This is a genomic window from Candidatus Eisenbacteria bacterium, assembly GCA_035577985.1.
Lineage (GTDB): Bacteria > Desulfobacterota > Binatia > DP-6 > DP-6 > DATJZY01.
The window spans coordinates 61,961-82,896 of sequence record DATJZY010000176.1 but is presented as its reverse complement, the minus strand read 5'-3'; the positions used below and the strand labels follow the sequence as shown (position 1 = coordinate 82,896).

The 20,936-nt window shown below is 69.0% G+C and carries 14 protein-coding genes and 1 other RNA gene; 5 read left to right on the top strand and 10 right to left on the bottom strand.

The window, feature by feature from the left end; all coding sequences use genetic code 11:
- Positions 1-97: 97 nt before the first annotated feature.
- The gene (locus tag VMS22_25400; protein ID HXJ37378.1) at positions 98-1,360 is read left to right on the top strand and encodes a DUF1329 domain-containing protein; all 1,263 of its coding nucleotides are present in this window, start codon (positions 98-100) and stop codon (positions 1,358-1,360) included.
- A 74-nt stretch (positions 1,361-1,434) separates the two neighbouring features.
- Here the strand turns inward: VMS22_25400 and VMS22_25395 are convergent, their stop codons facing one another.
- The 4 genes from VMS22_25395 to VMS22_25380 form a co-directional block, all read right to left on the bottom strand.
- Positions 1,435-1,794 carry a hypothetical protein gene (locus tag VMS22_25395; protein ID HXJ37377.1) on the bottom strand — a complete coding sequence of 120 codons (360 nt, stop codon included), beginning with the start codon at positions 1,792-1,794 and terminating at the stop codon, positions 1,435-1,437.
- 276 nt (positions 1,795-2,070) lie between these two features.
- Positions 2,071-4,236: a catalase/peroxidase HPI gene (gene katG / locus VMS22_25390; GenBank protein HXJ37376.1), complete on the bottom strand. Its 2,166-nt coding sequence runs from the start codon at positions 4,234-4,236 to the stop codon at positions 2,071-2,073.
- 194 nt (positions 4,237-4,430) lie between these two features.
- Positions 4,431-4,783: a transfer-messenger RNA gene (gene ssrA, locus VMS22_25385) on the bottom strand.
- 52 nt (positions 4,784-4,835) lie between these two features.
- On the bottom strand, positions 4,836-5,699 hold the full coding sequence (locus VMS22_25380) for an SMP-30/gluconolactonase/LRE family protein (protein HXJ37375.1): 864 nt from the start codon (positions 5,697-5,699) through the stop codon (positions 4,836-4,838).
- A 97-nt stretch (positions 5,700-5,796) separates the two neighbouring features.
- Between VMS22_25380 and VMS22_25375 the strand changes: the two genes are divergently transcribed.
- Positions 5,797-7,329, top strand: a complete 1,533-nt coding sequence (locus tag VMS22_25375) for a hypothetical protein (GenBank protein HXJ37374.1) — start codon at positions 5,797-5,799, stop codon at positions 7,327-7,329.
- A gap of 109 nt (positions 7,330-7,438) precedes the next feature.
- Positions 7,439-8,296, top strand: a complete 858-nt coding sequence (locus tag VMS22_25370; protein ID HXJ37373.1) for an SMP-30/gluconolactonase/LRE family protein — start codon at positions 7,439-7,441, stop codon at positions 8,294-8,296.
- Here VMS22_25370 and smpB read toward each other — a convergent pair whose 3' ends face one another.
- The 5 genes from smpB to VMS22_25345 form a co-directional block, all read right to left on the bottom strand.
- On the bottom strand, positions 8,297-8,767 hold the full coding sequence (gene smpB / locus VMS22_25365; protein ID HXJ37372.1) for an SsrA-binding protein SmpB: 471 nt from the start codon (positions 8,765-8,767) through the stop codon (positions 8,297-8,299).
- Positions 8,767-9,156, bottom strand: a complete 390-nt coding sequence (gene panD, locus VMS22_25360; GenBank protein ID HXJ37371.1) for an aspartate 1-decarboxylase — start codon at positions 9,154-9,156, stop codon at positions 8,767-8,769. Before panD ends, smpB begins: the two co-directional genes overlap by 1 nt.
- Positions 9,153-10,013, bottom strand: coding sequence for a pantoate--beta-alanine ligase (panC, locus tag VMS22_25355; GenBank protein HXJ37370.1), 861 nt, complete (start codon positions 10,011-10,013; stop codon positions 9,153-9,155). Before panC ends, panD begins: the two co-directional genes overlap by 4 nt.
- The gene (gene panB / locus VMS22_25350; protein HXJ37369.1) at positions 10,013-10,855 is read right to left on the bottom strand and encodes a 3-methyl-2-oxobutanoate hydroxymethyltransferase; all 843 of its coding nucleotides are present in this window, start codon (positions 10,853-10,855) and stop codon (positions 10,013-10,015) included. Before panB ends, panC begins: the two co-directional genes overlap by 1 nt.
- A 205-nt stretch (positions 10,856-11,060) precedes the next feature.
- Positions 11,061-11,711: a deoxynucleoside kinase gene (locus tag VMS22_25345; GenBank protein ID HXJ37368.1), complete on the bottom strand. Its 651-nt coding sequence runs from the start codon at positions 11,709-11,711 to the stop codon at positions 11,061-11,063.
- A gap of 81 nt (positions 11,712-11,792) precedes the next feature.
- Between VMS22_25345 and nagZ the strand changes: the two genes are divergently transcribed.
- Both nagZ and VMS22_25335 read left to right on the top strand, forming a co-directional pair.
- The gene (gene nagZ, locus VMS22_25340; GenBank protein HXJ37367.1) at positions 11,793-12,866 is read left to right on the top strand and encodes a beta-N-acetylhexosaminidase; all 1,074 of its coding nucleotides are present in this window, start codon (positions 11,793-11,795) and stop codon (positions 12,864-12,866) included.
- A gap of 274 nt (positions 12,867-13,140) precedes the next feature.
- Positions 13,141-17,856, top strand: a complete 4,716-nt coding sequence (locus VMS22_25335) for a hypothetical protein (GenBank protein HXJ37366.1) — start codon at positions 13,141-13,143, stop codon at positions 17,854-17,856.
- Positions 17,857-18,803: 947 nt separating this feature from the next.
- Here the strand turns inward: VMS22_25335 and VMS22_25330 are convergent.
- Positions 18,804-20,930 (bottom strand): hypothetical protein, encoded by a 2,127-nt coding sequence (locus VMS22_25330; GenBank protein HXJ37365.1) that lies wholly within the window; start codon positions 20,928-20,930, stop codon positions 18,804-18,806.
- Positions 20,931-20,936 lie beyond the last annotated feature (6 nt).

Sequence of the window (20,936 nt, the reverse complement as noted above, 5' to 3'; positions counted from 1 at the left end):
CCGACGGGTCTCGCGTGGCCCGTCGATTGCACCTCCACGATGACACGCTAGTCACCGGGGAACGACGCGGTGCTTCAGAAGCGAGGAGGGTAGGTCCATGTCGATGTGCCGTCGAGCAGGCTTCACGGTCGTAGCGCTCTGGCTGTCCGCTACTCTCGCCGGCGCACAGGTCTCGCCCGGGGACAAGATCAACGAGACGAGCGTGGACAAGGTGAAGAACCTGCTCTCGCCCGGGGTCGAATGGTGCATCCGGCACGGGCAGCCGATTACGATCGGGGAGACCAAGAAGATCGAGTGGCCGAAGGCCTACCGTGAAGCAACGGAGAAGTACTCCGGCCAGGTGAAGCTCTCGGCCGACGGGCTGCAGGTCCAGCACTACGTCGCGGGCCAACCCTTCCCGAACATCGATCCGAAGGACCCCCAGTTCGTCCTGAAGCTGATGTCGAACTTCGACTACGGCTGGGTGAAGGGGATCGACGACAGCGACGTTCGGAACTTCGACGCCGACACGGGCACGGTTCCCCCCAAGGGGCCGATGTCGGTCGAGCGCCACTTCCTGCTCGACCACCTGCGCCGCCTGTTCTGGACGGGACGGTTGTACGTCGACCCGAAGCCCGACAAGCCGAACCCGAACGGCTATCGCGCCCAGCAGGGGCTGTATCCGATCCTCGAGCCCTTTGACCTGAAGGGTGTAGGGGCGCTCGGGAACCGCTACGTCGACGCGAGCAAGCAGGACGACTCGTGGCTCTATCTTCCGTCGCTGCGCCGGGTGAGGCGGCTCTCCACGGCGCAGCGCTCGGACGCGCTCTTCGGCCAGGACACCGACGTCGACAGCTACGACGGGTATGCCGGGCAGATCAGCTGGATGGACTGGAAGCTCCTGGGTGAGAAGGAGATGCTCGGCGTGATGCACGCCCAGAACTTCCCCGTGAAGTGGGCCAACCCGGCCGATTGGGCGTTCGACGACGCGTGGGAGAAGCGCAACGTCTGGGTCGTCGAGGGCGTCTCCAAGCTGCCGCAGTACGCCTACTCGAAGCGGGTGATCTTCATCGACAAGGAGACGCTCGCCGCCGTCTATTCGGACATCTACGACCGCTCGGGCGAGCTCTGGAAGGTCTGGATCAACGACTACAGCTTCCGCAAGACCGTGCCGGGCGCCGCCGCCATCACCTACGACGACGAGGTGCCCTTCCTGCCCGCGATCATGATGGTCGACATGCAGCTCGAGCACGCGACCAAAGCGTCCCTGCCGAGCCCCCGCTTCCCGGGCGAGCAGGGTTGGTACTTCCACCAAGGAGAGAAGACGGGTGTGACCGACGACTGGTTCACGGTCGCCGCGCTCGTCGGTGCGGGACACTGAAGCCCGCGTACGCTGGGCTCACGACTCGAGCGCTCGAACGGCGGTAAAGCCTGACGAACCTGGTCGCTCAGGCCTCACTCTCTCGATGAACTTCCCTGACAGGTCCACGTCTCGTGTCCGAAAGTCACTGCATCGATCCCAATGCGCCCGCCCTCACACAACGCGAGCTCGCTCCCGGCCCACGCCTTGGCTGCGCCGGCGGAGCACCCACTGGGGGACTGGTCGGCGATTCCCTGGACAACGCAGGCAACGGGCACGCCGATGGACACATTCAGGAACGCGAGAACCTGCAATACACTGGACGCCGCCATCTTCCCCGCCAAGAGCAGCGGTTGCTCCGCCACCTTGATCGGCATTGGTTCATCGGCCATCGCCCGAGCGGCGGGGACGATCACGAACACCAAGGCGATCAGTGCACGACGAAATGGCCTCATGGCCTTCTACCTCCCCCTGTGCGAGCAGAATGTTTCGGTTCCAGCCGACATTCCCGGGTGCGCGCGCGACTAATACACTCCCCACAAAGCCCTGGGCAAGCAAGGCCCTTCTGCATGCGGGAGGGTTCGCCGGGCACCGGCGTACTCCCCCCGCTGCCTCCGTGGACTGGAACGTGCTTCGCGGTGCACGCCAGCGACGCGCGCCGGACGTCAGTTCAGTACCGACTCCCCGCCTCCTCGGCGCCGTCTCCAGGCGGGTTGCTCGCAGAGGCGCTGCTACCTCAGGTCGAAGCGGTCCAGCTCCATCACCTTGGTCCAGGCGGCGACGAAGTCCGTGACGAATTTCTTCTTCGCGTCGGAGCCGGCGTAGACCTCGGCCAGCGCCCGCAGCACGGAGTTCGAGCCGAACACCAGGTCGACACGCGTGCCCGTCCACTTGACCGCGCCGGTCTTGCGGTCGCGGCCTTCGTAGATGTCGCGAGCCGGCTTCCACTCCGTGCCCATGTCGAGCAAGTTCACGAAGAAGTCGTTGGTGAGCGTTTCGGTTCTCTTCGTGAAGACGCCGTGCTTGCTGCCGCCGATGTTCGCGCCCAGCACGCGCAGACCGCCCACCAGCACCGTCATCTCCGGTGCGGTCAGCGTCAGCCGCTGCGCCTTGTCGACGAGCAACTGCTCGGCTGGCACGCCGTGCTCGGCCTTCACGTAGTTTCGGAAGCCGTCGGCCAGCGGCTCGAGGAAGCCGACGGATTCGACGTCGGTCTGCTCCGCCGTCGCATCGTTGCGCCCCGGCCGGAACGGCACCGTCACGACGACGCCCGCCTTCTTCGCCGCCTTTTCGATGCCGGCCGCGCCACCGAGCACGACGAGATCGGCGATCGACACCTTCTTGCCGCCCTTGGCCTTCTTGTTGAAGCCGGTCTGGACGTCTTCCAGCACCTTCAGCACCTCGGCGAGCCGCGGCGGCTGGTTCACTTCCCAATCCTTCATCGGTGCGAGCCGGATGCGGGCGCCATTCGCGCCGCCGCGCTTGTCGCCGCCGCGGAAGGTGGAGGCCGAGGCCCAGGCCGTCGTGACCAACTGCGAGACGCTGAGCTTCGCGGTCAAGGTTCTCTTGAGCGCGGCGATCTCCCTCTCGCCGATCAGCTTGTAGCCGATCTTCGGGATCGGGTCCTGCCACAGGAGCTCTTCCTTCGGGACCTCGGGCCCGAGGTAGCGCGAGCGGGGCCCCATGTCCCGGTGCGTGAGCTTGAACCAAGCGCGGGCGAAGGCATCGGCGAAGGCCTTCGGATCGGCGAGGAATCTGCGCGAGATCTTCTCGAACGCCGGATCGAACCGCAGCGTCAGGTCCGTCGTCAGCATCGTCGGCCTGCGCTTTCTGGTCGGATCGTGCGGGTCGGGAATGATCTCCGGACCGTCCTTGGCCACCCACTGGATGGCGCCCGCCGGGCTCCGCGTCTGCTCCCATTCGTACTTGAAGAGGTTCTCGAAGAAGAAGTTGCTCCACTTGATCGGCGTCTGCGACCAGACCACTTCGAGCCCGGAGGTGATGGCATCGCCGCCCTTGCCGGATTGGTACTTGCTGTTCCAGCCCAGCCCCTGCTCCTCGATCGGAGCGGCTTCCGGATCGGGGCCTACGTTGGTCGCGGGGCCCGCGCCGTGGGTCTTGCCCAGCGTGTGACCGCCGGCGATCAGCGCCACGGTCTCCTCGTCGTTCATGGCCATGCGGCCGAAGGTGTCCCGGATGTCCTTGGCCGCGGACACTGGATCGCCGTTGGCGTTCGGGCCTTCCGGGTTCACGTAGATGAGGCCCATCTGCACGGCGGCGAGTGGATTCTCGAGGTCGCGTACGCCCGAGTAGCGCTTGTCGCCCGCGAGCCACGTCTTCTCCGCGCCCCAGTAGACGTCGTTGTCCGGCTCCCAGACATCCTCGCGGCCGCCGCCGAAGCCGAAAGTGCGAAAGCCCATCGTCTCCAGCGCCACGTTGCCGGCGAGGATGATGAGGTCGGCCCAGGAGATGGACTGGCCGTACTTCTGCTTGATCGGCCACAGCAGGCGGCGCGCCTTGTCGAGGCTGACGTTGTCCGGCCAGCTGTTGAGCGGGGCGAAGCGCTGCTGGCCGCGCCCGCCGCCGCCGCGACCGTCACCGACGCGGTAGGTGCCCGCGCTGTGCCAGGCCATGCGGATCATGAGACCGCCGTAGTGGCCCCAGTCGGCGGGCCACCAGTCCTGCGAATCGGTCATGAGCCTGCGCAGATCCTTCTTCAGTGCGAAGTAGTCGAGCTTCTTGAACGCCTTCGCGTAGCTGAATTCCTCGTCGAGCGGATTGGACCTGTTCGAGTGCTGATTCAGCAGGTCCAGCCGCAGCTGGTTCGGCCACCAATCGCTGTTCGTGGTGCCGCCGCCGGCGGTGTGATCGATCGGGCACGCGGATTCCGTCGCCATTGGTATGGTCTCTCTCTCGAGCCGTGTGGTGGTGAATCGGCTGGTCGCGGCGAGTGTGGAGAAGAGGTACCTACGCCCCGCTCCCGGCCGCGACAAGTCGAACGGCCGGCGACGGCGCGCACGGCGCCGTCCGCCGGTCGTCGATCGAGCCGGCGATGGTCGAGCTGAACTCGCGGCAACACCCTTGCGGGTCGAAGTGGAGGCGGGGGGAATCGAACCCCCGTCCGAAAGTCACTCCCTGAACGCGTCTACGTGTGTGTCCCGTGATTTGTCGTCATCGCGGTTGCTCCCACGGGCAGGATCTTCCGCGACCAGCCGGCGGTGTAGTCTCGGCCCCCGCCCCGCCGGCGCGACGGGGGCCCAGCCCGAACTGCGTCGCTCACTCCCGCCTTACGGGCGCGGGCAGGGTGAACGTGGTCGCCTAATTAGGCAGCCAGTGCGTAGTCGTTGTTGGCAATTAAGCCGTTCTGTCCTTTTTGACGAGGGGAACAGCACCCCCGACACGCAACGTTCGCTTCGTCACCTCCGTCGAAACCAGATCGCCCCCAAAATGCGATCGTCTGCCGACTATAAGGACGCCGCCGGGCCCCGGCAACACGTCATAGCTGGTGCACGAGCGCCATCCCGGGCACGGGAACCCGGAAGGTGGGCAGCGACGACCCGAGCAGGTTCCCGATGTACGCCGTGCGCCGGTCGGGGCCGCCGAAGCAGATGTTGGTGGGCAGGCGCATCACCCTGCCGTCCGGATCGTCGACGTAGATCTCGAGCGCACCGGCGGGTGTGACGAAGCCGACCGCGTTCGTCATGGGCAGCGTCACCCACAGGTTGCCCGCCTCGTCGAACGCGATCCCGTCCGGCGCGCCGCCGAGATCGGGGCCGTACTGCTCGCGCGCGCCGAGCGAGCCGTCGGCGCGGATCGGGAAGCGCGTGACGCGCGCCGCGCTCGACTCGGCGACATAGACGAAGCGCTCGCCGGCATCGACGGCGACGCCGTTCGCGAACCAGAGATCGTAGGCGACGATCTCCGCGCGACCGCCGGCGATGCGATAGAGGAACCCGTCGCCGGCGGGCTGAAGGATCGCCTCCATCAGGTCCGCGCGCGCCGAGCTGTTCGAGACCCACAGGCGATCCTGGCGATCGAGGAACGGGAAGTTCGGCGAGGGTGTCTTCCGCCCGCTCGCCTCGGTCGCGAGCACCTCGTGCCGTCCGGTCACCGCGTCGAGCAGCTGCACCTCGCCGTGGAGGTTCGCGATGATGACGCGGCCCTGGCGATCGAGGCAGATGCCGTTGGGCTCGCCGCCCACCTGCCCCACCAGCTCTTCGCGCGAGCCGTCGGCCGGGATGCGGGTGCAGCCGCCCCGCCCGTCGGCCGCCCAGACGGTCCCGTCCCGGGCACACATGACGCCCTCGGGGCGTGCCAACCCCTGCCCGACCTTCCCTACCTCTCCCAAGGAAATCCCCATGATCCCGGGCTTCTACGACCCCGCATCCGGCGCGTCGAGTGGCGCGTAGAGCATCCGAAAACGCCCAACGACGGGCCGAACCCCAAGGAGACGTGCGATGCGAACCTCGACCATGACGACCCTCACGCTGACCCTCGCCGCCACGATGCTGCTGGGGTCGCGCCCTGCCGCGGCAGACGCCCAGGTCTGCCAGGGCCGCTACAGCATCGAAGGCGCGGGGCTCGACCTCGGCCCGAACGGCATCAACAACGTCGTCGTCGGGGCGGACGCGGGCGCGTTCTCGGTGCACCTCGCGCCGGCCCGCACCGGCATCTCGTGCGACGCGGCGGTCGTGACCAAGGCGCCGCGCAACGACGCGTTCATCCTGCGCGCGCGCTTCGTCGGCTGCGGCGAGCGGCCGCGCTTCCGTCTCCGCCTCGCGTTCGACCAGGACTGCGGGAACGTCGGCGGCCGCCAGCGCGCGGCCGGCCAGGTCGTCGCCGAGTTCTCGGCCGGGCTCGTCGTCGGCGGGAATCCTCTGGTTCCGGGCACCGATCCGACCGCGCCGACCGACCCGACCATCGACAACCCGACGCCCCCGGATCCGACCGTCGACACGACGACGCCCATCGGCGACAAGCCGCGCATCTCGTCCTTCTCGCCGCTGTTCGCCCGCCCCGGCGACACGATCTCGGTCTTCGGATCGAATCTCGACCACGACAAGGATGGCAACCCCTACACGGGCACGCCGCCCTTCCTCGTCACCTTCCTCGGCGTCGACCCCTCGTTCGGTCGGCTGCGTGCGACGCCGACCTTCGTGTCGGACAGCGAGATCCGCGTGACGATCCCGTCGCAGGCCGTCTCGGGAACCCTCGTCCTGAACGAGCGCCGTAGCTCCGGCCTCGCTGGGCCACGCATCAACGAGACCGGCGAGCGCCTGGTCGTCGTCCGCGCGGACGCGACGGCAAACCAGCCCGTTCCCACCACCGGCACCGCGCCGGCGACGCAGAACAAGGGCACGCTCCACGTGCAGGCGAGCGGTCTCTCCCTCTTCAACGCGGGCGACTTCCCCGTCTCCGGCCCCGCCCTCCAGATCGGCGCCTTCCTCGACGCCAACAACAACCACGTCGTCGACCTCTTCACGACCGGCCGCAACGACGTCCCCTACCTCGCCTTCCCGGTGCGCACGAGCGACTTCGACTTCTCGATCGAGGGCGGCCGTGGCTACTTCGCCGGCGCCAACGCGATGCTGTGGGTCTTCTTCGAGGGCGGCAACCCGAACGTCCTCGACAACACCGACCAGTTCTTCGTCGTCCACCTGAACATCGATCTCGCGCGCCGCACGGCGCAGCCGATCGCCATGCTCGCCGGCGTCGCGGGCGACCCCGGCGTCGTGATGATGGCCGACCAGTTCGCGTCCGAGACGAGCATCACCGTCGCGCAGCCCGGCGCCGGCGTCGGCGCCATCAAGGGCCACATCGCCGCGGTGCCGACGTTCCTCCAGAACGTCTTCATCCCGAGCCAGACGTCGACCTGCATCGTCGACCCCGACTTCTTCTGCCCCGACTTCGGCCCGGAGATCCAGCAGAACCTGTGGGCCAACGGCATCACGATCGACTTCGACGTTCCGCTCTTCGCCGACGGCAACTGATCCCCCTCCCTTGCCGTCGCACCCGGCGCCCCCGGATCACGATGTGGTCCGGGGGCGTCCCGCATTCCGGGCCTGGCCACGCACTCGCGGACGGTGCTACAGGCGCGGCATGAAGCCAACCGTCGTCGCGAGCGGTCTCGACTTTCCCGAAGGTCCGGTGTCGCTCGGGCCGAAGCGCGTCGCCGTCACCGAGATCCGCGGCCAGTGCATCTCTCTGTGGGAGAACGGCACGCTGCGACGGCGCGTCGCCGTGACCGGCGGCGGGGCCAACGGCGCGACGCTCGGTCCGGACGGCGCGCTCTACGTCTGCAACAATGGCGGCGTCTCGCTCGGCCACGAAGGACGCTGGATGGCGCCCGAGCCGCTCCCAGGGCGCATCCAGCGCGTGACGCTCGACGGGAAGGTGACCGACGTCGCGACGAAGCTCCCGGGCGCGCCGCCGAATCGCCCGAACGACCTCTGCTTCGGTCCCGACGGCCTCCTCTACTACACCGACCCCCACAACTGGGAGAACCTGCCGGAGGTCGATCCCGGCCGCGTCGCGCGCACGACGCTCGACGGCCGCGTGGAGCTCCTCGCCGAGGTGCCGCTCTTCCCGAACGGCATCGCCTTCGGCCCCGACGATCGCCTCTACGTTGCGCAGAGCATGACCCAGACGGTCCTCGTCATGGACCCGAAGCCCGGCGCGAGCTTCCGCGAGTTCGCGAAGCTGCCGGCCGGCTATCCGGACGGCTTCTGCTTCGATCGCAAAGGACGGCTCTACGTCGCGGGGAGCCTCGGCGACGTGCTGGTCGTCTTCGAGCCCGACGGCCGGCTGGCCGAGACGATCGAGATCGGCTCGGGTACGGAGCCCACGAACTGCTGCCTCGCCGACGGCGTCCTCTACCTGACGCTCTCGGGCACCGGACAGCTCGCGACCCTGCCGATCGACGCGGAGGCGCTGCCGCTCCACCCCGCGCGGCGCTGATCAGCCCCGGCGCCGCCCCGCCGCCATCGCCCGATCGATCTCCCGCCGCGTCGTGCGCTCGCGGATCGCCTCGCGCTTGTCGGGCGCCTTCTTGCCGCGCGCGAGGCCCAGCTCGACCTTGCACCGGCCGCGCACCCAGTACAGTCGCAGCGGGATCACCGTGTAGCCCCGCTCCTTGACCTTGCCGGCGAGCTTGTCGATCTCGCGCCGGTGTAGCAGGAGCTTTCGATGCCGCTCGGGCGCGTGGCCGAACTGGCTCGACGGCGCGTACGGGCTGATGTGCGCACCCACCAGGAACAGCTCGTCACCGAAGAAGCGCGCGTACGAATCCTTCAGCTGCGCCCGGCCGTCGCGCAGCGACTTCACCTCGGAGCCGATGAGGGCCAGCCCCGCCTCGACGCGGTCGTCGATGTGGTAGTCGTGGAAGGCCCGCCGGTTGACGGTGATGTCGCGGTCGCGGGCCTCGGCCATCAGTGGATCGCGCGCAAGGGCCCGGGCACCTCGCTGCGCTTCTCGCGGATGCGGTTCTCCTCGTCGACGAACACGACCTTCGGCTCGTGCTTGCGCGCCGCTTCCTCGGACATCCACGTGAAGGCCGCGATGATGACGAGGTCGCCCGGATCGACCAGGTGCGCCGCGGCCCCGTTCACGCAGATGCAGCCGGAGTCGCGCTCGCCCTCGACGACGTAGGTCTCGAAGCGGTTGCCGTTGGTGACGTTCCACACGCACACGGCCTCGTTGGGCAACAGGTCGGTGGCGTCCATGAGCGTCCGATCGATCGAGATCGAGCCCTCGTAGTCGACGTCCGCCTGCGTGACGGTGGCCCGATGGATCTTCGCGCGCATCATCTTGCGTGTCATCGCTCGTCTCTCCCTGGCACGAGTACTCGGTTGTCGATGAGCCGTACGCCGCCCACCCAAACCGCGAGGGCGATCACCGTCGGCCCCGTCACCACCTCCGCCGCATCCAAGGTCTCGGGATCGCGCGCCTCGGCATACTCGAGGCGCGCTGTGGGCTCGGCCGCGACGGCCGCCGTTGCGGCCGCGACGACCGTCGCGGCCCGCGTCTCGCCCTTTGCCACCGCCGTTGCGGCGGCGTCGAGCGCCCGCGGCACGCAGCGCGCCGCCATGCGCGCCTGCGGCGAGAGGAGACGATTGCGGCTCGAGAGGGCGAGCCCGTCCTCCTCCCGCACCGTCGGGACGCCCACGATCTCGATCCCGAAGTCGAGATCCGCGGTCATGCGTCGCACGATCGCGAGCTGCTGGAAGTCCTTCTCGCCGAACACGGCCACGTCGGGCCGCACGGCGTGGAACAGCTTGGTGACCACCGTCGTGACGCCACGGAAATGCCCGGGTCGGGCGGCGCCGCACAGTGGCTCGGTCAGCTTCCCCGCCTCGACGTGCGTCTGGAAGCCTTCGGGGTACATGGCCGCCGCCGAGGGCGCGTAGATCGCGTCCACGCCCGCCGCTGCGCAGCGCGCGGCGTCCTCGTCCATCGGGCGCGGGTAGCGCTCGAAGTCGTCGCGGCGGTTGAACTGGATCGGATTCACGAAGATCGACACGACGACGCGCTCGGCGTGCCGTCGGGCCTCGGCGACGAGGGCCAGATGGCCCTCGTGGAGCGCCCCCATGGTGGGAACGAGCGCGACGCGCCGGCCGGCCCGCTGCTCCGCGCGGGCCCACGCCTGCATGGCGCCGGGTGTGGCGAGCGTCACCATCAGCTTGCAGCCGCCACCTTGGGGGCGAACGCGTGTGCGTCGGTCGGGAACGCGCCGCCCTTCACCTCGCCCACGTACGCCTGCGCCGCCTGCACGACGGCGCGACCGAGCTCGGCGTAGCGCTTCGCGAAGCGGGGCGTCCACGCGTCGTTGAAGCCGACGAGATCGTGGAGAACCAGCACCTGGCCGTCGCAGTGCACGCCGGCGCCGATGCCGATCGTCGGGATGGTGAGCGCTTCGGTGATCTCGGCGGCGAGATCGAGCGGAATGCACTCGAGGACCACGGCGAACGCGCCCGCGGCCTCGACCGTCTTCGCGTCCTCGATGACGCGCTCGCGACCGCCGGGCGTGCTGCCGTGGCGACGCCCCTGCACGCGGTGCCCGCCGATGCGGTGCACGGACTGTGGCGTGAGACCCACGTGTCCGACGACGGGGATGTCGATCGAGGCGATGCGCTCGATCGTCTCCGCCATGGCGAGTCCGCCCTCGAGCTTCACGCACTGCGCGCCGCCGTCCTTCACGAGTCGGATGGCGCTCTCGACCGCCCGATCGGGTCCGCCCTGGTAGCTCCCGAACGGCAGATCGCCGACCACGAGCGCGCGCTTCGCGCCGCGCGCGACCATGCGCGTGTGGTAGACCATCTCGTCGAGCGTGACCGGAATGGTCGTCTCGTGGCCCTGCACGACCATGCCGAGGGAGTCGCCCACCAGCAGCATGTCGACGCCGGCCTCGTCGAGGAGCCGGGCGAAGGTCCAGTCGTAGGCGGTCACCATCGTGATCCGCTCTCCCGCCGCCTTCATGCGACCGATGTCCGGAACCGTCACTCGCTTCGAGCTCTCCATAAGAAACGGCCTCCTCGGACCGCAGTCCGGGAGGCCGTAGTACGTGCGTCGCTCGTCGGGAGTGCCCGTCGCCTCGCTCGATCCCCGGCATCGCTGCTCGGGGTCGTGGTCGGCTCGCGGGTGGTGCCGTTCCGTTCGATTGTCGCCGTCGTCTGCCTACCGTCTCGGTCCGTTCCAATCCCCGCCCGTTGTGGGTCGGGGTCAGTTACCGTGATCCAAGCGGAATGTAGTGCTGTACCCCCTGTCGCATGCCCCGGATCTCGTGGATGAGATCGGCCAGGTCACTGCCGTGCTCGACGAAGTCGATGTCCGAGCTGTTCACCACGAGCAGTGGGGCATCCGTATAGTGGTGGAAGAAGTTTCGAAACGCCTCCGTGAGCCGTTCGAGATAGTCCTTGGTGATCGTCCGTTCGTACTCGAGACCACGCTTCTTGATGCGCTTGAGTAATACAGCAGGCCGCGCCTCGAGGTAAATGACCAGGTCCGGCCGGGGAATCTGGCGGTCGAGGAGGTCGAAGACCTGCCGGTAGAGGGCCCCCTCGTCCGCATTGAGGGTGACCCCGGCGAAGATCCCATCCTTGGCGAAGAGGTAGTCCGCCACCAGGCCGGCCGCCGGCAGGCCGCGCTCGTGCACGTCGCGCTGCTGGCGGTAGCGCTCGAGCAGGAAGTGAAGCTGCGCCTGGAAGGCATAGCGGCTCGGGTCCTCGTAGAACTTGCGTAGGAACGGATTGTCCTCGACGTGCTCGAGGATCAGCTGCGAGCCGAAGTCGGCGGCGAGTCGCCGGGCGAGGGCCGTTTTCCCGACTCCGATCGGGCCCTCCACCGCGATGTAACGCGCCGTTCGGTCCGCCGCCATCCCCGCCCTTCGAGTGCGGCGTTACGTAACACCTCCGCCGCATCGTGTCCATAGAACTTCGTGCTATAGGCCCCCGGGTCCATGCCGACGTCCGTGCTACGGCGAACCATCTCCCAGCTCTTCATGGTGGGGATCCCGGGCCCGACGCTCGATGCGGACACCCGGCGCTTCCTCACCGAACGTCCGCCCGGCGGCGTCATCCTCTTCAAGCGCAACGTCCACTCGGCGAGCCAGCTCCGACATCTGATTGCCGACCTCCATGCGCTCGGCCCGGGCGTCTCGCCGCTGGTCGGGATCGATCACGAAGGCGGACGCGTGGACCGGTTCCGGATGCGGCCGTTCACCCCCTTCCCGGCCGCCGCCGTCGTCGCCGCCGCCAAGAGCGTTCGACTCGCCGAGGCCGTCGGCGAAGCGATGGGCCGCGAGCTCGCCGCGATCGGCATCGACATCGACTTCGCGCCGGTGCTCGACGTGTGGGCGAACCCGCGCAACGAGGTCATCGGCGACCGCGCCTACGGCACCACCGCCGCGCAGGTGGCGCGCTTCGGCGTCGCGGTCGCGCGCGGCCTCGAGCGCGGCGGCGTCCTCCCCTGCGGCAAGCACTTCCCCGGACACGGGCGCACGCTCGGCGACTCGCACAAGGTGCTACCGCGCGTCTCGGCGTCGCGGCGGGCGCTCACCACGGTCGAGATCCCGCCCTTCGTGCGTGCGATCCGCGCCGGCATTCCCGCCCTGATGTCGGCGCACGTCGTCTACCCCGCCCTCGACCCGAAACATCCCGCGACGCTCTCGCCGGCGATCGCGACGAGCCTCCTGCGGCGGCGTCTCGGGTTCACGGGCGTGCTCTTCAGCGACGACCTCGAGATGCAGGCGGTCGCCGGACGCGCCGCGCCCGAGCGGCTCGCGCCCGAGGCGCTCGCCGCGGGATGCGACATGCTCCTCGTGTGTCAGTCGCTCGACGTCGCCGAACGCGCGATGACCGGCGTCGAGCAGGCGATCGCGAGTGGCGCGCTCGCACCGCGGCGCGTGACCGAGGCCGTCGGCCGCATTCACGATCTGCGACGTCGCGTCCCCGCGCGACAACCGAGTCCGCGCCTCGGGTGGCCGGCCCACACGCGCCTCGCGCGCCGTCTCCAGCTCTCCGCAGTGCGCTAGCGCCTGCCGACGTAGGTCCTGCAGGGCCTACGTCGCGCGTCGATGTGTCCCGGCGTTCACAGCCACACAGCGTTCGCCCTGCCGAGCGCCTTGCGACGTTCAACCTCGTACACATTTTGGCAGCTCGCTAGGTCGCAAGTCATTGACAGCAAAGCTGCAAGAGGAGTAGCGACGTGCGAGCTTCGCGGCACGCAACGTGTCCGCACAACCGACGGGGGCCTCGCGCATGAGCTGTACGGAAAGAACGCGTCACTCGATTCGAACGACGGTGGCGATGATCGGGACGCTGCTCCTCGCACTGGGAGGCACGGCTCGCGCGCACGTCGATCCGGTCGGATGCACCGGCACCACCGCGTCGATTCAGGTGATGGTGTTCCGCGGCGACGGCACGACCGGCGTCACCGGCGCGCTGTCGCAGTGCGAGAGCATCTTCTACCAGCTCCACCTCCGCAAGGACTCGACCAGCGGCTGCTCGTTCGAAGGCGGCTCGCTCACGCTGACGCTCCCCGACGGCACGCCCGTCGTCGTGACGCCGAGCGCGCCGTGCGTCGGCGGTACCGACGGCTGCAGCATGCAGGACCTGACGAGCGGGCTCATTCCGTACACCGTTCGTACGGAGGACATCGTCGGCGGACAGATCAACGCCACCGCCGTCTACAGCGGCGGCGTCGGCCACGACGGCGAGATCGACACGACCGGCATCTCGGCCACCATGCCGAAGAAGACGCCCGTCATCCTGTGCGGTGACGACGACCTCTGCACGCGCGACGTCTGCGATCCGACGAAAGCGGGCTCGGCGGCGTGCTCGTATCCGGACGTCGTGTGCGACGACGGCGACGCCTGCACGCGCGACTTCTGCAATCCCGACACGGGCCAGTGCACCTCCGTGGCGGCCGTCACCTGCGACGACGGCAGCCTGTGCACCCGCGACGCCTGCGACCCCGCGACCGGCCAGTGCGTCTACACCCAGGCCGTGCACTGCGACGACGAGAACGCCTGCACGACGGACGCCTGCGACCCGGCGACCGGCGAGTGCGTCTACACCGACGTCGTCACGCCCACCTGCGGCGACGACGACCTCTGCACCCGGGACGTCTGCAACCCGCAGACCGGCCAGTGCGAGCACCCGCCGACCGGCATCGTCTGCGACGACCAGGACGCCTGCACGACCGAAGCCTGCAACCCGGCGACCGGCGAGTGCAAGACGACCGACCGCAGGGTTTGCGACGACGGCAACGCCTGCACGACCGACAAGTGCGATCCCGCGAGCGGCGAGTGCGTGTACGAGGACGTCGTGACGCCCACCTGCAACGACGGCGACCTCTGCACGCGGGACGTCTGCAACCCGCAGACGGGCCAGTGCGAGTACCCGTCGACCGGGCTCGTGTGCGACGACGGCGACGCCTGCACGACCGAGCGTTGCGATCCGTCGACCGGCCAGTGTGCGACGACCAGCACCCGGAGCTGCAACGACGAGAACGCGTGCACCCGCGACGCCTGCAACCCGGCGACCGGCGAGTGCGTCTTCACCGACGTCGTGACGCCCGCCTGCAACGACGACGACCTCTGCACCAACGACGTCTGCAACCCGCTGACCGGCCAGTGCGAGCATCCGTCCACCGGCATCGTCTGCGACGACGGCAACGCTTGCACGACCGAAGCCTGCAACCCGGCCACCGGCCAGTGCAAGACGACGAATACGCGCATCTGCGACGACGGCAACGCGTGCACGACCGACAAGTGCGATCGCGCGACCGGCGAGTGCGTCTTCACCGACGTCGTGACGCCGACCTGCGGCGACGGCAACCTCTGTACGCGCGACGTCTGCAACCCGCAGACCGGCCAGTGCGAGTATCCGTCCACCGGCGTCGTCTGCGACGACGGCAACGCGTGCACGACGGAGAGCTGCAACCCGGCCACGGGCCAGTGCTCCACGACCAGCACCAGGAGCTGCGACGACGGCAACGCGTGCACGCGTGACGCCTGCGATCCGGCGACCGGCGAGTGCGTCTACACCGACGTCGTGACGCCCACCTGCAACGACGACAACCTCTGCACGAACGACGTCTGCAACCCCCAGACGGGTCAGTGCGAGCATCCGTCGACCGGCATCGTCTGCGACGACGGCAACGCCTGCACCACCGAGGCCTGCAACCCGGCCACGGGCCAGTGCAAGACGACCAACACGCGCATCTGCGACGACGGCAACGCGTGCACGACCGACAAGTGCGATCGCGCGACCGGCGAGTGTGTCTTCACCGACGTCGTGACGCCGACCTGCGGCGACGGCAACCTCTGCACGCGCGACGTCTGCAACCCGCAGACGGGCCAGTGCGAGTATCCGTCCACGGGGATCGTCTGCAACGACAACAACGCCTGCACGACCGAGAGCTGCAACCCGGCGACCGGCCAGTGCGCGACCACGAGCACGGTGTCCTGCGACGACGGCAACGCGTGCACGCGCGACGCGTGTGACGCCGTCACCGGCCAGTGCAGCCACACCGACGTCGTGACGCCCACCTGCAACGACGACGACCTGTGCACGAACGACGTCTGCAACCCGCAGACGGGTCAGTGCGAGCACCCGTCGACGGGCATCGTCTGCAACGACAACAACCTCTGCACGACCGAGGCCTGCAACCCGGCGACCGGCCAGTGCGCGACCACCAGCACCAAGACCTGCAACGACGACAACAAGTGCACGAACGACGTCTGCAAGCCGACGACCGGCGAGTGCGTCTTCATCGACGTCGTGACGCCCACCTGCGGCGACAACAACCTGTGCACGAGCGACGTCTGCAACCCGGGGACCGGCAAGTGCGAGTACCCGTCGACGGGCATCGTGTGCAACGACAACAACGCCTGCACCACCGAGGCCTGCAACCCCGAAACGGGCCAATGCGCCACCACGAGCACGGTGTCGTGCGACGACGGCAACGCCTGCACGCGTGACGCGTGCGACCCGGGAACGGGCCAGTGCGTCTACACCGACGTCGTGACACCCACATGCAGCGACAACGACCTGTGCACGAAGGACCTCTGCAACCCTCAGACCGGCCAGTGCGAGTACCCGTCCACCGGCGTCGTCTGCGACGACGAGAACGCCTGCACCACCGAGGCGTGCAACCCCGCCACGGGCCAGTGCGCCACGACGGGAACCAAGCGCTGCAACGACGAGAACGCGTGCACGCGCGACGCGTGCGATCCGGCGAGCGGCCAGTGCGTCTTCACCGACGTCGTGACGCCCACCTGCGGCGACGACGACCTGTGCACGAGGGACGTCTGCAACCCGCAGACCGGCCAGTGCGAGTACCCGTCCACCGGCATCGTCTGCGACGACCACAACGCGTGCACGGCCGAGGTCTGCAACCCGCAGACCGGCCAGTGCGCCACGACCAGCACGAAGTCGTGCAACGACGAGAACGCCTGCACCGACGACTCGTGCGATTCGGCGACCGGTGCCTGCATCTTCACCGACGTCGTGACGCCCACCTGCGGCGACAACGACCTCTGCACGCGTGACGTCTGCAACCCGCAGACGGGCAAGTGCGAGTACCCGCCGACCGGGCTCGCGTGCGACGACAACAACGCCTGCACGACCGAGAGCTGCGACCCGACGACCGGCGGGTGCAAGACGACCTCCACCAAGAACTGCGCCGACGACGATCTGTGCACCGAGGACTCCTGCGACGCGCGCACCGGCGAGTGCCGGCACGCCCCGCCGCCCTCGTGCTCGGACGACGACGCCTGTACCAAGGATGCGTGCGATCCGCGCACCGGTCAGTGCACGCACTCCGATCCGCCGTCGTGCGACGACGGCAACGCCTGCACGACCGACTCGTGCGACGCGCGCACCGGCCTCTGCAAGCACTCGCCGCCGCCGCCCTCGCTGTGCGACGACGGCGACCGCTGCACGCAGGACTCCTGCGAGCCGCAGACGGGTCAGTGCAAGCACTCGCCGCCGCCGAGCTGCGACGACGGCAACAAGTGCACGGCCGACCGCTGTGACCCCGTGAGCGGCCAGTGCAAGCACGTCGATACGGTCACGCCGACGTGCAACGACAACAACGCCTGCACCTACGATCAGTGCAACACGGTGACCGGCCAGTGCATGTTCTCGCCGAAGAACATCAACTGCTCGGACAACAACGCCTGCACCGAGGACTTCTGCGAGCCGAAGAGCGGTCAGTGCAAGCACCTGCCGCCGCCCTCCTGCTCGGATGACGACGCCTGCACGGTCGACTACTGCGATCCGCAGAGCGGCGAGTGCAAGCACCTGCCGCCGCCCTCCTGCTCCGACAACGACCACTGCACGGTCGACACCTGCAACCCGCAGACGGGCAAGTGCGAGCACACCGACAAGCTCGACGACCCGTCCTGCCACCCGGTCGTCTGCCGCAAGCCCGACTTCTGGGGCACCTCTGGCGCCATCACCAAGCAGGTCCTCGAGTCGGCCGGAAGCTGCCTCAAGGTGTGCGGCGAGGTCGTCAAGAACATCAACGTGGCGAGCGCCGACTCGGCCCTCGAGGCGATCTGCGTGAGCCCGGGCAACGATCCGAAGCTCCAGCTCGCGCGCCAGCTCACCACCATGGCGCTCAACTGCATCGTCAGCGACCTCGGCATCAGCTGCGGCGGCGACAACTCCGACGCCGGCAGCGTGTTCGCCGACTGCAACAAGGCGTGCCGCGGCGCCCCGAGCACGCTCACGATTGGCGAGTGCATCACCGCCGTCGACTGCTTCAACAGCGGCGGGGTGCTCGACGACCGCGGCATCTGCGGGCGCGATCCCAACGGCAGCTGCAAGGAGCGGCAGCTCCCGGGCTGGATCCGCCCCATTCCGGCCGACACCGCACCCAAGTGCGACGCGGCCCGCAAGAACACCTGCGCCATCATCCCGCCCTACGAGCAGTCCACCGGCGTCACCGGCTGCACCGCCGATGGCGACGAGACGCTGAACGGCGTCGAGGACTGCACGCCTGCCCCGCGCTGACCCTCACCCCACCCCGCTCCGGCGCCTTCGAGGCGTCGGAGCGCGGGGCGGGCAGCGAGGGCTCCGCTCGGTTGGACGCCTTGGCGCGATCGTTGCTCATTGATCTTGGTGCACTTCGAGCTTGTCAGCGCGATCACCGAGGTTGTCACGATCGCCGTGGGGCAGGGCATCCGCGATCTCACCGGTCTGCGTCGGCGATATGGGGCTGCACGCTGGAGGAAGCGCAAGGGCGTCGCTCTGGTTCGACTGAGCAGTGGGCGCGTACGACGTGCTGAGCTACACTGGTATGAGGCTCACGGAATCGGGCGCGTTAACATGAAGGTTAAGCGGTTCGTAGACTGATGGCGACAGCGCGACGAAAGAGGCGGTTCCTATTGTGCGTCCGCAACACCGGATGCGACGACCTGGAACTGCACAAGGTCTACGAGCGCCTGCCCGACAATGTGGCGACCCGAGAGGGATACGTCCGTATCATCGACGAGTCCCACGAGGACTACCTCTACCCGGAGACCTACTTCGTTGCTGTTGAAATCCCCAGGCAAGCCGAGCGAGCGCTGGCCAAGCGAGCTCCTGCGAGGGCGTCTAACCCGCGCTTGCAGCGGACGGCGCTGCCGCGCCGCCGCTGAACCGCCAGGTCGTTCGCCGCGCGGCGATCCTACCCTACCGAGCGCCCCCGCGACGGAACGCCGCGCGGCTCAAGGGCGCTCCGCCCTCGCCGCCCGCCCCGCGCACCGCCGCACGACGACGCGACACGCCAAGCGTCGCGGGTCAGCGCGCGGCGTTTGGCTGAGGGATTCGCGATTGTGTCGCGAGGTTGGGGGCCGGGCGGAGGCGCCTGCGAAGCGGCGCGACGAAATGCAGGTCCGTAACGCCGCGTATGTCTTCTCGCGCGGCGGAGCCGAAGCCGCAGCCCGGCCCCCAGCCTCGCGGCCCCGACGTCGAATCCTTCAGCGCCCCGACGTGGCGCGCAAGTCCTGGCGCACGCACGAGAGCTGCGCCCGGGCGAGCTCTGCACGGCGGAGGAGCGACGACCCACAGCCGGCCGCGCCGCGATGGCGAAGGCGCATCGCGGCGCGCCGGGCGGAGCGCAGGGCGTGCAGCGCACGATCGAACGCCTTGGCGCGCTTCGCTCCCGTGCGGCTCGCGGCGTGCTCGACGGCGTGCGCCGCACGCTCGAAGCGATGGGCCGCCACCTGCTCGAGCCGTGCAAAGGTCGAGCGGCACCCACTCGGGAACGTCTCCCTCAGGCGCGACACCAGGACCGGCGCGTCGACGCGGCGCCCGCCCGTACAGACCGTGTCGTGGCAGGTGTCGTCGACCGAGCACGCATCGCCGTCGTCGCACGAGCCGCTCACCGCCCCATGGCTGCAGGACCCGGTCTCGTCGCACAGATCGATCGTGCACGCGTTGCCGTCGTCGCACATGCTCGTGGGCCCGACGCACACGGCGTCCGTGCAGGTGTCGCCGGTCGTACAGGGATCGCGGTCGTCGCAGGCGCCCGAACCCAGTGGGCAGCCGTAGCGAACCGCCAAGTGCAGCGTCTCGGCGGCGGCCTCGTGGAAGGCCGTCACCTCGAGGCGCAGGGTCGTCCCGGCGACGACGTCGATGTCGAGTCGCGACTGCACGGTCGTGAGGGTGTCGTCGCTGCACGCGATCTCGTCGAGCGCCGCGCACGCGCCCGTGTACGCGCTCACGACGGTGTCGTAGGTGCTCCCCGCGGTCTCGATCACGACGCGCGACGTCTCGGGGACCGTCAGCTGGTACCACACGCTGGCGAGGTTCTGCGCCGGGGCGTCGGTCGTGCACGACTGGAGCGGGTCGCCGAGCGACGTCGTCGCGTCGGTCACGCTGCGCACCTCGGTGAACGGGATGGCGGGGATCACGATCGACGCGTCGCAGCCGTCGTTCGCGACACCCGGCTCGTTGAGACGCACCTCGATCCCGGCGACGGTCTCGCCGGGACCGAGAACGATCGCGGTGGACGCGCTCGGGTCGTCGGGCGGCGACGTCGTCGCCTCGTCGGGGCCGTTCCAGAACTCGGGCGGCGCCGGAAGCACCGCCGGCGGATCGAGCGGCCCGATGCTCGATCCGCCGGTGAAGCGGGAATCGACGGGCTCGATCTCGACCGTGTAGCTTCCGGGCGGAAGCCCCGGGAGCTCGAACGCGCCGCGGAGCGCGTCGGGCGGCGGCCCGCCGGGGTTCGCCGTACCGCCGGCCACGGGCACGAAGCGTGCGCCCGACGTGTAGCCGACGGCCAGGTGACGCGGATCGGCGAGGTTGCGCGCGATGACGTACACGCCCTGGAACGGCGCGCCGCTCGCGCGCAGCACCTGCCCGCGGATGAGACCCGTGGTCTCGGCGAAACCCGGCGCGGGGTACAGCGTCGACACCGACACCATGTCGTCCAGGGCGAGCGTGGCGGCTTCGCGGCCGTTCACCAGGAACGGGAACATGGTCGCGATCGCGCCGTCGTTCGACGAGTCGCCGTCGAACGCCTCGGCTCGCCCGATCTGGGAGTGGTCGAGGTTGAAGAAATGACCGAACTCGTGGATGAACACCGCTCGGAAGTCCTGGAGCGGGATCTCCGGATTGGTGCCGTTCGCCGTCCCGTCGATCCAGCGGCCGTTCAGCACGGCGACGGCTTCCGTGATCGTCCCCGCGGCGACGTCGCCACACTCGGGGCTGGCGAAGCCCAGGACCTCGCTGCTCGCGCCGGCGCCCAGGAGGTCGTCCGTGATGCCGCCGTCGTTGTCGAAGATGATCGGGCTGAGGCCGTCGCAACGGTCGAGGAACTGCTCGTAGTTGCTGGCCTTCACGTTCACCGGTAGTGCGCCGGCGTTGGTGAACGCGATCGACGACGACGTCACCGCCTCCCAGACTGCGAAGTTGCCCGCGACCAGCGCGACCGCCTCGTCGTTCGACAGCGACCCCAGCGGCCCGCGGTCGGGATTGAACGGTATCGGGCGGATCGCCCAGGTGAGCGGGACTCCGGCGCCGTTCACGACCAGCGGGCCGGCCGCCACGGCGCCGCGGGCGCAGGCGAGCGTCAGCAAGAGCGCGACGAGACGGCGCACGATCCT

Excerpts from the sequence above, each read along its gene's own strand:
- VMS22_25400 (HXJ37378.1), top strand. The coding sequence starts at position 98 with ATGTCGATGTGCCGTCGAGCAGGCTTCACGGTCGTAGCGCTCTGGCTG.
- VMS22_25395 (HXJ37377.1), bottom strand. The coding sequence starts at position 1,794 with ATGAGGCCATTTCGTCGTGCACTGATCGCCTTGGTGTTCGTGATCGTC.
- katG (HXJ37376.1), bottom strand. The coding sequence starts at position 4,236 with ATGGCGACGGAATCCGCGTGCCCGATCGATCACACCGCCGGCGGCGGC.
- VMS22_25380 (HXJ37375.1), bottom strand. The coding sequence starts at position 5,699 with ATGGGGATTTCCTTGGGAGAGGTAGGGAAGGTCGGGCAGGGGTTGGCA.
- VMS22_25375 (HXJ37374.1), top strand. The coding sequence starts at position 5,797 with ATGCGAACCTCGACCATGACGACCCTCACGCTGACCCTCGCCGCCACG.
- VMS22_25370 (HXJ37373.1), top strand. The coding sequence starts at position 7,439 with ATGAAGCCAACCGTCGTCGCGAGCGGTCTCGACTTTCCCGAAGGTCCG.
- smpB (HXJ37372.1), bottom strand. The coding sequence starts at position 8,767 with ATGGCCGAGGCCCGCGACCGCGACATCACCGTCAACCGGCGGGCCTTC.
- panD (HXJ37371.1), bottom strand. The coding sequence starts at position 9,156 with ATGACACGCAAGATGATGCGCGCGAAGATCCATCGGGCCACCGTCACG.
- panC (HXJ37370.1), bottom strand. The coding sequence starts at position 10,013 with ATGGTGACGCTCGCCACACCCGGCGCCATGCAGGCGTGGGCCCGCGCG.
- panB (HXJ37369.1), bottom strand. The coding sequence starts at position 10,855 with ATGGAGAGCTCGAAGCGAGTGACGGTTCCGGACATCGGTCGCATGAAG.
- VMS22_25345 (HXJ37368.1), bottom strand. The coding sequence starts at position 11,711 with ATGGCGGCGGACCGAACGGCGCGTTACATCGCGGTGGAGGGCCCGATC.
- nagZ (HXJ37367.1), top strand. The coding sequence starts at position 11,793 with ATGCCGACGTCCGTGCTACGGCGAACCATCTCCCAGCTCTTCATGGTG.
- VMS22_25335 (HXJ37366.1), top strand. The coding sequence starts at position 13,141 with ATGATCGGGACGCTGCTCCTCGCACTGGGAGGCACGGCTCGCGCGCAC.